This is a genomic window from Chamaesiphon sp. VAR_69_metabat_338, from assembly GCF_031423935.1.
GTDB lineage: Bacteria > Cyanobacteriota > Cyanobacteriia > Cyanobacteriales > Chamaesiphonaceae > Chamaesiphon.
Genome location: NZ_JANPGM010000241.1, coordinates 1 through 13685, shown reverse-complemented (window position 1 = coordinate 13685; position 13685 = coordinate 1). Strand labels below are relative to the sequence as shown.

General features: G+C 47.0%; 12 protein-coding genes. 8 read left to right on the top strand and 4 right to left on the bottom strand.

Annotated features, from left to right (window positions below):
• Window positions 1–411: 411 nt before the first annotated feature.
• Window positions 412–804, top strand: a complete 393-nt coding sequence (locus RMO84_RS07115) for a hypothetical protein (RefSeq protein WP_310487774.1) — start codon at window positions 412–414, stop codon at window positions 802–804.
• A 143-nt stretch (window positions 805–947) separates the two neighbouring features.
• Here RMO84_RS07115 and RMO84_RS07110 read toward each other — a convergent pair whose 3' ends face one another.
• From RMO84_RS07110 to RMO84_RS07100, 3 genes are all read right to left on the bottom strand, one after another.
• Window positions 948–1685, bottom strand: a complete 738-nt coding sequence (locus RMO84_RS07110; protein WP_310487773.1) for an ATP-binding cassette domain-containing protein — start codon at window positions 1683–1685, stop codon at window positions 948–950.
• 65 nt (window positions 1686–1750) lie between these two features.
• Complete coding sequence (locus RMO84_RS07105; RefSeq protein WP_310487772.1) at window positions 1751–2566, bottom strand: ABC transporter permease; 816 nt, start codon at window positions 2564–2566, stop codon at window positions 1751–1753.
• Window positions 2567–2580: 14 nt separating this feature from the next.
• The gene (locus tag RMO84_RS07100) at window positions 2581–2739 is read right to left on the bottom strand and encodes a hypothetical protein (RefSeq protein ID WP_310487771.1); all 159 of its coding nucleotides are present in this window, start codon (window positions 2737–2739) and stop codon (window positions 2581–2583) included.
• A 355-nt stretch (window positions 2740–3094) separates the two neighbouring features.
• Between RMO84_RS07100 and RMO84_RS07095 the strand changes: the two genes are divergently transcribed.
• The 7 genes from RMO84_RS07095 (at window position 3095) to RMO84_RS07065 (ending at window position 12866) form a co-directional block, all read left to right on the top strand.
• Window positions 3095–3373, top strand: coding sequence for a hypothetical protein (locus RMO84_RS07095; protein ID WP_310487770.1), 279 nt, complete (start codon window positions 3095–3097; stop codon window positions 3371–3373).
• Window positions 3374–3869: 496 nt separating this feature from the next.
• Window positions 3870–5558 carry a cytochrome b5-like heme/steroid binding domain-containing protein gene (locus RMO84_RS07090; protein ID WP_310487769.1) on the top strand — a complete coding sequence of 563 codons (1689 nt, stop codon included), beginning with the start codon at window positions 3870–3872 and terminating at the stop codon, window positions 5556–5558.
• A 479-nt stretch (window positions 5559–6037) separates the two neighbouring features.
• Entirely contained in the window at window positions 6038–7210 is a 1173-nt protein-coding gene (locus tag RMO84_RS07085; RefSeq protein WP_310487768.1) for a 3-oxoacyl-[acyl-carrier-protein] synthase III C-terminal domain-containing protein, read from the top strand.
• A gap of 56 nt (window positions 7211–7266) precedes the next feature.
• Complete coding sequence (locus RMO84_RS07080; RefSeq protein WP_310487767.1) at window positions 7267–9240, top strand: ATP-binding cassette domain-containing protein; 1974 nt, start codon at window positions 7267–7269, stop codon at window positions 9238–9240.
• Window positions 9241–9243: 3 nt separating this feature from the next.
• Complete coding sequence (locus tag RMO84_RS07075) at window positions 9244–10809, top strand: efflux RND transporter periplasmic adaptor subunit (protein ID WP_310487766.1); 1566 nt, start codon at window positions 9244–9246, stop codon at window positions 10807–10809.
• Between the two features lie 225 nt (window positions 10810–11034).
• Window positions 11035–12126: a YHYH protein gene (locus RMO84_RS07070; RefSeq protein WP_310487765.1), complete on the top strand. Its 1092-nt coding sequence runs from the start codon at window positions 11035–11037 to the stop codon at window positions 12124–12126.
• Between the two features lie 41 nt (window positions 12127–12167).
• Window positions 12168–12866, top strand: coding sequence for an ABC transporter ATP-binding protein (locus RMO84_RS07065; RefSeq protein ID WP_310487764.1), 699 nt, complete (start codon window positions 12168–12170; stop codon window positions 12864–12866).
• A gap of 108 nt (window positions 12867–12974) precedes the next feature.
• Here the strand turns inward: RMO84_RS07065 and RMO84_RS07060 are convergent, their stop codons facing one another.
• Window positions 12975–13484: a hypothetical protein gene (locus tag RMO84_RS07060; protein ID WP_310487763.1), complete on the bottom strand. Its 510-nt coding sequence runs from the start codon at window positions 13482–13484 to the stop codon at window positions 12975–12977.
• Between the last annotated feature and the right edge of the window lie 201 nt (window positions 13485–13685).

Genomic DNA, 13685 nt, shown 5'->3' with positions numbered 1-13685 from the left:
TTATTCGGGGGTTCCCCCCGAATAAAAACGCCGCTAAACCGTCGGGAAACAAAGGCGTGCGTGAGCCGCTGTCTTGTCGGTTTTTTATGCGGGGGTTCCCCCCGCATAAAACCGCCGCTTCATGAATTGCCCCTACTAAATTTAGGCCGGAAAGTGCTGGATCGATTCGGACGATTGACGGATGTCACCTAGCAAAACTGGTAATTATACCAGCCAAAGTGCTCGTTGATATTACAATTGACTTTTCGGACTGGGAATAACAGGATATAATGTGTTGTTCTATGTGCCGATCCTCAGATCGATGCAATGGTCGCAGTTGTATGCGGGACGACCGCTCGGTTGGCATTCAACTCAGACAGCTAGACTAAGAAAACATTAAATCAAATTTGAGATCGCTGGGTGACATTATTTATGAACGAAAAGAAAGTAGAAGATCCTAAATTAGTAATAGTTTATTTTGCCAATGGTACCGTCCAATGGGTTAAATCTGGAAGCACTAACCAATGGTCTAGGGACGGCGGCAGAGTTCACAAGTTTTTTGAGAGTAGGGTATACCACTCGGCAGACGGTAACAAAATTAAAATCAAACAACATTTTAAACTGTTAAATACCGTGTTTATGGATGTTAGCACCGGCGCATTTTTAGATACAGTTCGTGAAGATTTGCTCGGACTAGCTCCCGATCCAAATGATGAAGTCCAACACTGTAAATGGTGGGATGTCGATTGGGCGTGTCCGATCGTCTTCGAGCCAAAGGCAGAACGCAAGCCAATTAAACCACCGATCGTGAAATCGAATACTTAACTACAGCATCAATAAATCGCGCGAAGTTGTACCTTTACAACCAGACAAGCAACACCAAACATTAATTTATTTACTCAAATTAATTGAGCCGATCTTCTGGACGAGCGGACGAGGTTTATTGGCGATCGATCTTCGGACATCGCTCAGGCGGTGACGGTATCGAGATATCGAGCGACTGTTTCCTTGCCACTGCCAATAAACTTAATTCGTCCGCGTTCGAGCCAAATTGCCTTGTCACAAGAAGCACTAATAAAATCGAGATCGTGGGATACGACTAGCACCGTTGTATCGCCATTGAGGAATTTATCGATGCGGTGCTGACATTTATTTTTAAAGTTTTGGTCGCCCACAGACAGGACTTCATCGAGAATTAAAATATCTGGCTGGACATCAGTGGCGATCGCAAAACCCAATCTCGCTACCATGCCTGAAGATAAACCTTTAACTGGCACCAAGGCATAATCATTTAATTCGGCAAAATCCAAAATCGTTGGCGTGCGTTCCGCCATTTCTCGTCGCGAAAATCCGAGCAACACGCCATACATAATAATATTGCTTTGGACGGAAATATTCCCATCAAAACCCGCACCTAATTCGATCAGCGGCGCGATATGACCATGGACACGCACCTTACCAAGACTCGGTTCGAGAATCCCCGAAATTAGCTTGAGCAAAGTTGATTTACCAGCTCCATTCCCCCCAATAATCCCGATTTTTTCACCAGAGTCGATCGTCAGATTGACATCATCGATTACTAGTTTTTTGGCAGGTACGCGATATTTACCAGAAACAATCGAAAAAATCGTTTGCTTGATATCATAGGAAAACTCTTCCTGAGTACGTCGCCATAAAGACACGCGATCTAAACTAATAACTTCCATCTGACTAAATATAGTGAGTAACTCGATCGTCGATTGCCGATCGATTAAATATCGATCTCCGCTATCTACAGAAGATCCATAAATCTGGGACGCAACCAGTTAAAACAAGTCCAGCCGATCGTCAATATAATTATCCCACTTAATAACGATCTTAGTACTAAAAACAAATCCGGAGATTGACCAGACAAGACAATTTGCCGCAAGCTCTCAATTACTGGATAGAGTGGATTTAGCTCCAAGAACGAGCGAATTTTGGGATCGACGATCGCGGCTGGATAGAAAATTGGGCTGCTCATCATGAGTAAGAACTGGACTAACTCATACAAAAAGGGTAAATCTCGAAAGAATACATACAAAGAGCTAATCAAAAATCCCACACCACTAGAAATTAAGATCAGTGCAATTAATGGAAATGGAATCGCTAAAATATTGGCCAAGCTGTTTACATGAGGTGACAGCACTAGAGTAACTATTGACAATAGAGGTAACATGCCGATCGACAGTTGAAACGTATTGGCGATGATAATTGACGCTGGAAAAACACTAACTGGTAATTTGACCTTATTTAGCAAAGAACCATTATTAACGATACTACTTAATGCTTGAGATGTAGAACCATTGAAAAAATGAATTACTGTTAACCCAGTGAATGCAGCTAATATATATTCCCAGAGTGAGTCATGATAGTATTTCTTAAAAGCAGCTCCAAAAATTACGGCATACAGTGCTGTCATAATTAGAGGATTAAATAATGACCAATACACGCCTAAAAAAGAGCCGCGATACCTAACTTTTAGCTCGCGTCCGGCGAGGACTGCTATTAATTCCCAGTAACGATTTATACCAGATAATCTGGATTTTGGATCGATCGATCTAATCATAGCAATGTGAAACTTTAATGCCTATCTACTGAAAATGATGCCCAGATCGGCTTGGGGGTAATCATACTATAAATACTGTTGAGGTCGATCGATTGTTGACAGAGCTGTTTGGGAACCAGAGCATCTGGCTGAATACCTGTAGTAGCTGTGTTGTCATCCCGGTCAAAATTCATTATCCTATAGGTGTTCGTGGTGTTAAGTATTATTACTTATTAGTGCTGCATCCTAATAATTGTGATTTTGATCGCTCATCTGTCCGCACGTACGACTTACAGTTACACCCTTGGGAACAATTACTCACCCGAGCTAATCGTACAACTCCAAGTACCCCGTAGCTAGTATTTAGACGTATCGATCGATCGATGCCATCCTAACTTATCGATCGCAAACACAGCTTATTTTGGCACTATTAGCCGATATTTTACATTTTCTTAAGATTTTGCCCAGTTGCAGCTAGTTTATAGTGTCAAAATTAGCTCTAGTGTAGAATTTCACTAGTTAAAACCACGTTAGCAAAAGGAAAACAATATGTTTGGAAACCGACCCCCTCATCCTAACCAAGAGCGACCCCCTCATCCCCAAGGCGGCCAGCAACAACAGCGTCCTCCCCATCCTCAAGGCGGACAACAGCAAGGCGGCGAACGGAATGCCCCACCGCTACTGACAGAGCGAGATTCGCAGCTGTTAGTCGAGTTACTCGGTGACGACGAACAAGCGCAAGCATTATTCGGTACCTTACAAAATGCACCCCCAGAGCTAGCGGCTCTGGGATTTTTGATGCTCAGAATCTACGAGCGCACTCGTTGATCTGAGTCCAGCGAGTGTGGATATCGAAGCTGTTGAAGCTTAAATTAGTCTGACGATTGGATAGATATTTCGACTAGTTTGGGTACTATTAATCTACATACCGCACATTCCCTCGCATGAGCGATGTTCGCTGAGATTAAATGTCTAGGCTTGCGGAACGTGAGACTTTACAAGTGTATCTATCTTCAGATGGAACTCATTTTTAGATCCTCAGGCGGGAACCAAGCGATTAAGTGGATGAGCGCGTACGCTCGGAAGCCAATTGTCGATCCCACACTCGCCAATTGCCGCGCATTTCGATGCCCGATGCTAGCGACGGCCAGATGCTGGCAAATTAGGTAGTTTGGCAAAAATTACCTCCAGCCGATGGCCAAAGCCAGTTTCCCCAACTTCGATGGCGACCTATCCAAAAGTGAGATAAACCCCGTTCGACCGTTCTATAAATTTATTAAAGTGGGATCTAGACCCACCAGTATGCAGAGAAGGACATTCTACTATGAGTTCCACAGATCGAACAAACACTGCTGATGAAACTGAAGGAGTAATGTTATTACCCGACCCAGAGTCAATCGCCACTCTAGCAAGTGGCGATCCTGCGACTCAGACTGCGGTAGCGGCATCCACTGAAGTAGCAGCAGCCGGGGTACCCCGCAACCAAACTGGGTCGATTCCGCTGATCCGCCCGCGAGACGGTGACACGACCGAGCCACCACCACATCCTGTCGATGGCGAAGCGTTGCCGAATATTTGGATTTATGATGGTGAAGCCTACGATCTCACCCCATTTATTGCCAAACATCCTGGCGGACAATTTTTTATCGGTCGGACTAAGAACAGAGATATTACGACGATTGTCAATATCTTCCATCGCAACCCCGATCGAGTCAAAAAAGTCATTGCCCAGTATTCTTTGAATAAATCTGCACGACCCGAGCATATTCATCCGAAGTATAACGCGCCACCATTCTTGTTCAGACAAGATTTCAATGGCTGGCGAGATACGCCCAGATACGATTTTAGAAATAAAGACCAACTGCTGTTCAAGATTAAAGAGCGCGTCTACGAGAAAGAATTTCAGAAAAAAGTTGCGCGGATGGACTCGCTGTTTAATATTGCCAGTATCGTCATCTTGGTGATGTATTTTGCAGTGCAGTGGCTGTATCTAGACTTTAGACAGTACATGCCGCTGTATCTATTTGTCGTGCTGATGTCCATGTTGCGGATTTCGCTCGCTGGAGTCGGACACTACCTGATCCATCGCCCTCAAGTAGGTATCAATAAAGCAATTTCCAATGTTTTTGATATCAACTACGTACCGCTAGCACTAGTAGTTACCGACGGTCACACCTTGTTGCACCATCCGTTTACGCAGACAGAGGTGGATATCAAGAAGAATGTGTTCACATTCATGCTAGAGGTACCGCGTTTTTACCGGATTCCGGTGCATACCATCCAAAAAATCGGCCATGTCGTCACGGGGATGTTTGCGCGAATTATCGAACTCGTGTTCATGGCAATCAGAACTGGGGTCGCAGACATGTATGGTTCGTGGCGACTCGGTTTACCCCATTTTATCGGTAGTTTTGGCATCCACGCCTTGTTACTGGGCGAATTGATTTTATTTGCCATTCGCGGCGAATTCCTGGCTTGGTTGGCACAATTCTTTGTGACAACGTGGATCAGCACCTTTATGATCGTGGCCAGCCACGATTTTGAAACTGATTTACCCCAACCTGGGGGCGCACCACCAGAACCAAATCACGACAATCCAGCGGCTGATATTGGTAGCGAAGCAGCACCGGCTCCAGATTGGGCGGTGTTCCAGCTCCAGAACTCTTACGATCTCACCATGATCGGCAATAAATACATTGATAGCTTCCTCACCGCAGGGTTAGGGCCACATCGGGCACATCACGTATTGCCACAACAAAAAAGTGGTTTTGCCAACATCATCAGTGAAGATATCGTCCGGGAAGAAGCGGCTAAGTTTGATGTGGAGTGGTTAGAGTCTCGCAACTTCTTTACCAACCGCTTACCAATTCTCATGCAGTACTACTTGGGCGAACCCTCAAGAATGGCACAGTATGAAAAATATGGATTTTTCAAAGAACATTTTCATCCGAGAGCATTACGGACGACCTTCGATTATATGCTCTCTGGTTGGATTGGCATCGGCTCGATTTAGAGCGAGAGTGTTCTATCAGCGGTTCGCAATCGTCCGATAGTGCATTTTTACTGAAGGAGATTTAGTCACAGCAGCTGCACAAAAATGCCGCTGCTGCCTCAATCTCCATAACTCAGGCATACTCTCTTTAGACTCCGATCGAGGAATTAATCTTCTTGTTAAAAGAGTCACCAGGAGTGGGTATGCTTTTTATTCAAAAATATTAAGAAATTACGATCGATTGCTACTACTGGGCACCAATCGCGATCGGCAGCCTCGACTCAACCGATCGACTAAACTTAGATCCACAAATCGCAATTTATTAAAACCAATTAAGACCGGCAATTGAATATCCGACGAGTGCGTAATTGTCGATCGACAACCCAATCTAGTTACTCGGTTACTTAAATTAACAGATTACATTCGTTCTATCCCGCTCGATATCTCTAGCCGTAGATATTACCAACGTCAAATTATTAACTCACTTAGATTCAAAAATCATGCTCGACTCGGCACAAATATTACCTGTAATTGAAGGTTTTGCTACTGGTACTCCTAAAAATGTTTTACATCAAGCTGAAGCTGCCAAGTTTCTTACTAGTCTGAACTGCCTAGAGCGCAACCAAAATCGGATCGGGAAGATCTATGAAAATACACGGATCGATACTAGGTATTTGGCGGTCGATCTGCTCTCGGAAGAGACGATTGCCTTTAGTCAAAAGCGCAATACGCTAGAAGAAAGAATGCAAATGTATGAAAAACATGCATTCGCTCTCGCAGATGAGATCGCCAGGAAAGCATTGTCTGCCGCTAGCGATGAGTCAACAGGCGTAAAAATTGAAGACGAAATCGGGCTGATTGTATTTGTGACGAGTACGGGTTTTGTGGCTCCAGGTATCGATGCCAAGCTGATTGAAAGTCTGGGGTTAAAACGCAATATCGCGCGCGTTCCCGTTAACTTTATGGGCTGTGCTGCGGCCATGACGGGATTGAGAGTTTGCTGCGATTATGTCCGCGCTCACCCGCACAGTAAAGCCCTAATGGTGTGTCTGGAATTGAGTTCGGTCAATGCCGTATTCAATGACGATCTCAATGATATTATCATCCATAGTCTGTTTGGGGATGGCTGTGCAGCCGCAGTGATTGGTGCTAATACGGTAGATAACTTAGTCGGTCGCGGCAAGTTTGTCATCAAAGATAACTTCAGTCATTTAGTCAAAAATACCGAAGATGGCATTACTTTGGGAGTCAAAGATAATGGCATTACTTGTTTGCTGTCGCGACATCTGCCCGATTATATTGAGGATGGCGTCGGGACGATCGTCAAAGACTTTTTGGCTACTCATCAAATGACTAAAAGTGATATCGATTTATGGGCAGTACATCCAGGTGGGACGAAGATTATTGAAAAAGTCCAGCTCTCGGTCGGTTTAGATGACGAGCAAGTGGCCGATAGTTGGGAAATTTTACGCAAGTATGGCAATATGCTCAGTTGTTCGATTCTGTTTGTAATGGAAAGAATGATGCTGAAACTTAATGAAACTGCCGCTAACTCGACCGCTGAGGGTAGAAGAGATAACGAATCGATCGAGCAGCCCCGACCGATTAATGGTCTGGCGTTCTCCTTCTCCCCAGGTGTGGGAGTCGAAGGCATTTTATTTGAAAAAGTTTAACGCAACTGACGTTAGCGAAATATCTACTTTACTATCATCAGAAAAATTGCAGCTTTATGGAAATTGTTAAATTTCTATTGGAAATATCTTGGAAACAGATGGCTATTGCCACGCTCGCTGGTTTAGTCAGCGGTGGCGGTAATGCTCTGTTGATTTCGCTCATCAATCGAGAGGTACGGGAAGGGCGGTGGCAAAACGATATCCTCTACTTTGTAGGAGTAGCTGCGTTTATTATCATTACCAGCCTGGTTTCCCAGTACATGCTGATCTTTCTCTCGCAAAATGCGATTTATCAACTGCGATTGAAACTCAGTCAAAATATTCTTGCCTCGCCCTTAGAACATCTAGAACGGCTCAAAGAAAATCGACTGATCGTCACTCTAACTGAAGATATTCACACCTTAACTCACGCGGTATCATCGGTACCGAGCATGTGTACCGATTTCGCGACGGTGATTGGCTGTTTTGTGTTCTTTGCAATTCTTTCGCCCACACTGTTTTCATTAACGTTCGGTTCGAGCGTGCTGACGATCTTGTTTGTCCAGGGTATGCTCAATAAAGCCCAACATCTGTTCTTCAGCTCCCGCGAAGAAGAAGATACGCTCTTCAAGCATTTTCGGGCGATGATGAATGGCACCAAAGAACTCAAGCTCAATCGATCGAAACGCGCCGCCTTCGTCGAAAAAGATCTCAAAGGTAGCGTCTCGAAACTCCGCCAGCTAAATACCAAGGCGATGAAGAGTTTTGCGGTTGCCAATAGCTTCGGCCAGATGTCGCAGTTTGCGAGTATGGGCTTCATTTTATTCATGTTGCCGTCACTGATGACCATGCCGTTGCCGATGCTGGCAACTTATGTCTTAATCGGGACATTTCTAGCCTTACCGATGCAGAATCTCTTGAGCCGCATTCCCGAACTAGTACGCGGCAATGTCTCGCTGCGCAAGATCGAACGGATGAAGCTGTCGTTGATGAGTCTCAACGAGTCGGAAACCCTTTCCCTGGCTGTAGCGCAATCTTGTCAATTAGATTTCAAAGAAGTCGTTTATACTTACCAACCCGAATTACCACCGTTTCCCCCAGAAGGCTTTGGCGGTGAAGGCGGGCACCCTCCATTCCCACCAGAAGGTTTTGGCGAGGGCAACCATCCCCCATTCCCCCCCGAAGGCTTTGGCGAAAATGGACAGCCAATGTTACTGCCTGAAGGTTTCGGCGAAAATGGGCATCCACCGTTTCCACCCGAAGGGTTTACCCCTGGCGAACATCCAGCCTTCCCACCTGAAGGTTTTAGCGAAAATGGCCATCAACCCCATCTTAATGGTGCTAACCAAAGACAACCAGGTACAGCGACTAAAGGAGATCGGCGCAATCCGCCCCCTCATCCCGATGGCCGAGCTGGGGGCATGATGCCACCACCGCGAGCCGATGAAAATGGCTTTGCATTGGGGCCGATTAGTCTGTCTTTGCAACCGGGTGAATTACTATTTATCATCGGTGGTAATGGGAGCGGTAAATCAACTTTAGCCAAGCTGATTACAGGGTTATATGCACCCCAATCAGGATCGATCGAGCTAAATGGCAAACCTGTGACTCAAGATAATGTCGAATGGTATCGCCAACATTTCTCGGCAGTATTCTCCGATTTTTATCTGTTTGATAGTTATCTGGGCTTCGATCGCGACACGCTGGATGTCGAAGTATCGGATTATCTCAAACAACTGCAACTTTCTCATAAAGTTAGCGTCAAAGATGGTGTCTTATCGACGACTAATTTATCGCAAGGTCAGCGCAAACGATTGGCACTGCTCGAAACTTATCTGGAAAACCGGCCAGTATATGTATTTGATGAATGGGCTTCCGACCAAGAACCGAAGTTCCGCGAACTATTCTACAAACAAATGCTGCCCGAACTCAAACGGCAGAATAAAATTGTAATCGTCATCACTCATGACGATCGATACTTCCATCTCGCCGACCATGTGATTAAACTCGATTATGGAAAGATTGAATTCGATCGCGTCATGCAGGAATAATTTATGTCAGACACATCTAGATTCCCGAAAATTAATAAACAGTCGATCGTCAGATGGAGTCTGGGGCTGGGTATCTTGTTACTGATTTCCAGCGGTTGTTATGTGGCGGCGCGGCAATTGGCTGGCTCTCAGGCACCACCCCAGCAACGACCGGCACCCGTCTCGCCAGAGCGGAGCAATCTGCCGATTACGATCTCGGCCAATGGCACCGTCGAGCCGATTAAGGTGGTCAATGTCAGTCCGAAAACGTCGGGAATCTTGAAAACACTGCGGGTCGATCAAGGAGATCGCGTCACCCAAGGTCAAGTTATTGCGACGATGGATAATGCCAATCTGCAAGGGCAATTAATCGAAGCCAAGGGCAAACTTGCCGAAGCAGAGGCCACTCTGAGCCAATTAATTGCGGGCAATCGCCCCCAAGAAATCGCTCGCGCCCAATCGACACTCAACGAGCTGCAAGAAAATCTCAAAAAACTAGTGGCAGGGAATCGTCCGCAAGATATCGCCCAGTCGCAAGCTCAATTAGTTGGTTCGCAAGCACTTTATAAGAAAGCTGAAGATGAATTTCAACGCAATCAAATCCTGTTCAAACAGGGCGCGATTTCTTCCCAAGCTTTGAATGAAAAACTATCACTTAGAGATAATGCTCGATCGAATGTAGTTGCTGCCACAGAAAAAGTCTCTCTCTTGAAAGAAGGGACTCGCAAAGAGGAAATCCTCCAGGCAAAAGCGACGATTGCGACCCAGAAACAGACTTTAAGTCTGCTCCAAGCCGGATCGCGACCGGAAGAAATTGCCAAAGCGCGGGCAACCGTAATGGCCGCCAAAGGGTCATTGCAAAACGTCATGACTCAGATTGAAGATACGGTGATTAAAGCTCCTTTCTCTGGCGTGGTGGCGTTTAAATACGCCGAACCAGGTGCTTTTGTCACGCCGATGACCTCGGGGAGTTCGGTTTCTTCAGCGACATCTTCTTCAATTTTGTCACTCGTTTCCGCCAATCGTGCTGTCTGTAATATTGCCGAGAAAAATATTGCCAAAGTTCGGGTCGGTCAAGAGGTGAAAATCACAGCAGAAGCCAATCCAGGCAAGGTTTTTCGCGGAAGAGTCACTCAAATTGCGACCCGATCGACCGTCGAGCAAAATGTCACCAGTTTTGGCGTGAAAGTGGCTTTAGAAGGCAACGCCGCTCAAGAACTCAAGGCGGGGATGAATATTTCCGCCGACTTTCAAGTCGGGAAATTGCAAAACGTGATTACCGTGCCGACGATCGCCGTCACGCGGCAAAACAATCAAACTGGCGTATATGTGGGTGCCCCCAATCAACCGCCGCGATTCGTACCGATTACGACTGGCATCGCGATCGACAAACGGACGGAAGTGAAAAGTGGCTTAGATGGCTCGGAACATATCCTCGTCGAGAATCCGTCAACTCAACCACCACCGTCGGGATTTTCCTGGCGCAGTCTGTTTGGTGGTTCTGACGAGCGAAAACCGGGTCCACCAGGTGGCGGCGGTCCTCCAGGCGGTGGTAGCGGCCCTCCAGGTGGCGGCGGTGGCCCTCCATAAGATAATTGAGAATTGATAATTGCGGATGCGATCGTGCGGAGGAGACCTTGCGCACGATCGCACCCAGCAAACCGCTGTTCTCTGTTAAAAATAGTTTGCATAGATCGCGTGTCGATCGAGATGAGCTGACTGCAACCACTACAACCATGATGGTTGCAAGGGTTGCAGTCAGCCGGAAGGCTCGATCGAGTGGCGATCGCTCTAAATTCCATGTAGAAATCGGATATGAAGCAGCGTTTTATTCAATTGGCACTTGCGATATGTATCTTAATTACTACAGTTAATTGGCCATATATTGCTAGCTTTGGGCGAGTGGGCAATCTGCCGATCGATCGAATTGGGTTGCCCAAAGTAGAATCTCGATCGATGGATTTAACTCGGCTGCCGATGGGCGATGGCAGACTATCATCGAGTCCCAAAGCTGGCTGGATTTGGCCGTGTCGAGTCAATGGCAGTAATATCGGCGGTGCCCATCGCAAAGGCCCTTGGATCGAAGATAGACGCGGCACCTACAATTTGACCGCCAAAGCAATTGTCAAAGGGACAGTGGCTTGGCCGCAGCAGTATCAGATGAAGCTGCAAGGTGACAAGCGAGTGTTTACGACCAACGATCTGCCCAGCCATCCGACGGGTATTTTTCCGATTACGCCCAAAGAGAATGCCGTTGCGTATGCATACGATCGCAACCCTAACAGTATCTCCGCCCAAAATATGCGAGTCGAATTACCGATCGATCCCCAGCTAGCGGCAGAAGCTACCTGCACCCCAGGCGCGATCGGGATTCTCAATACCGGCTCTGTCCTATTCAACGCCCTCGATGCTCCCGGTCGCGATGCGCTAGCTCACGAAATCCAGGATTCTTGTCAGGGTCATCCCGAACCCTCTGGCGTTTATCATTACCACAGCATTAGCACCTGTCTGGACGACAAAACCACGCGCAACGGACATTCGGAGCTGGTTGGTTATAGTTTGGATGGATTCGGGATTTACGGTCGTCATGACGTCGGCGGACGCGTCCTCGCTAGTGCCGATTTGGATGCTTGTCACGGCCACATTCACGATATCGATTGGAATGGTAAGAATGTCAAAATGTTTCATTACCATGCCACTTGGGACTTTCCTTATACGATCGGCTGTATGCGCGGCACGTATAAACGGAGCGATGTCCGGGCGATTCGGGGCAATCCCGTCCGTCAGCCGCCAAATGGGCCAGGGGGCAGACCGCCTGGAAATCGACCGCCGCCACCGTTCGGATCGGAAGATCGACCGCCATTCGGATCTGACGATCGCCAGATGCCACCGCTGTTGCCTAACTAAGGTAATTTGTTATTAGTATGTTGCCAGATAAGTGAAAAGTCATGATTTTGATGCAGGGGATTACCAAAGTCTATCGGCTGAGTGAAGTTAGTGTCACGGTTCTCAAAGGCATCGATATCTCGATCCAGCAAGGTGAGTATGTGGCAATTATGGGCGCATCGGGTTCGGGCAAATCAACGCTGATGAATATTATCGGCTGTCTGGATCGATCGACAGCAGGCGACTATAACCTCGAAGGTCGCGATTTGATGCGGCTCGATGACGAGCAATTAGCCTACGTCCGCAATCAGCGGATTGGCTTTGTCTTTCAGCAATTCAATCTCTTGCCACGATCGACTGCGCTGGAAAACGTGATGCTGCCGATGGTATATGCAAATATTCCCAAGTCCAAACGCCGCCAACGCGCGATCGAAGTCTTGACCCAAGTGGGATTGGGCAATTATCTCGACAACCGTCCGACCCAACTTTCGGGCGGACAACAGCAGCGTGTAGCAGTGGCGCGCGCGCTGGTCAACGATCCTGCCTTGGTACTAGCCGACGAACCCACTGGTGCCCTCGATAGCGAGACTTCTCAGGAAATTATGGATCTACTCACCGAACTCAACCGCAACGGGATTACGATTATTGTCGTCACTCACGATCGCGAAGTAGCCGCCCAAACCCGCCGGATGATTCGACTGCAAGACGGTCTAGTCATCTCGGATGATGGCGCGCCGAGTTTGCTGGCACCGAATTATTAAGTACCGCTATCTAGCAAGACTAGTGTAGGTTCGCACATTAAAGTGGATAGTTTGTCTACCGATCGAGAACTTTGGCTACTAACATCAGCATGGCAATTGAGTTATCGCTCACGGTGTCGCCCCCAATCGTTCTTGCAGGGCAATAGCGGCTAGTTGTTGTTCGCGAATTCGCCCAACTCTGAGGGCATCTATTAGCCCTAGTAACTCGTATAACTGGGGATCTAAGCTGGCGGCTAGCGGTACGGATGGGTAGAGGGGAGTAAGTGCCAATCCAATTTCTGTACCAGTCGGAAATGCCCAAACTAGCGGTTCTTGACTACTGACGATTTGTTCTTTGAGTGGGGAGATACCATGAGCAGTAGGCATTCCGCGCACCAATGTTCCTGGAGTGGCGGGGTAGATATATTTCAAGCCATGAATCAGGAGTTCTAATAAGTGGGGTGTCAGGGGTTGATGGGTGAGGGGGTTGTAGAGTTTGGCGATTGTGCTGCGTTTGAGGGAGCTATGGACTTCGGAGGCACTCATGCCAAGGCTTTCGGCTAAGTCGCTATACCGCCACTGGCGATCTTGCCAGAGGTGGGTTTTGAGGAGGATGGGGATGTCTTGTGGTTTGAGCATAGAATCTATTCTCTGTTACTTCTATTCTACATTCGCAAATTGAGAATAAAGTGAAAGTGACTTTTTTAGTTGGATCGATTGGCGATCGTCAATAAGTAGGTGTGTGCAAATATTTATTAAATAGATAATGCCTGAAACCTAGTTGGTGGGCAGTCCCCACCCTACAGGTTCTAAGCGATTCTCAACGTTTGGTTCTAACAG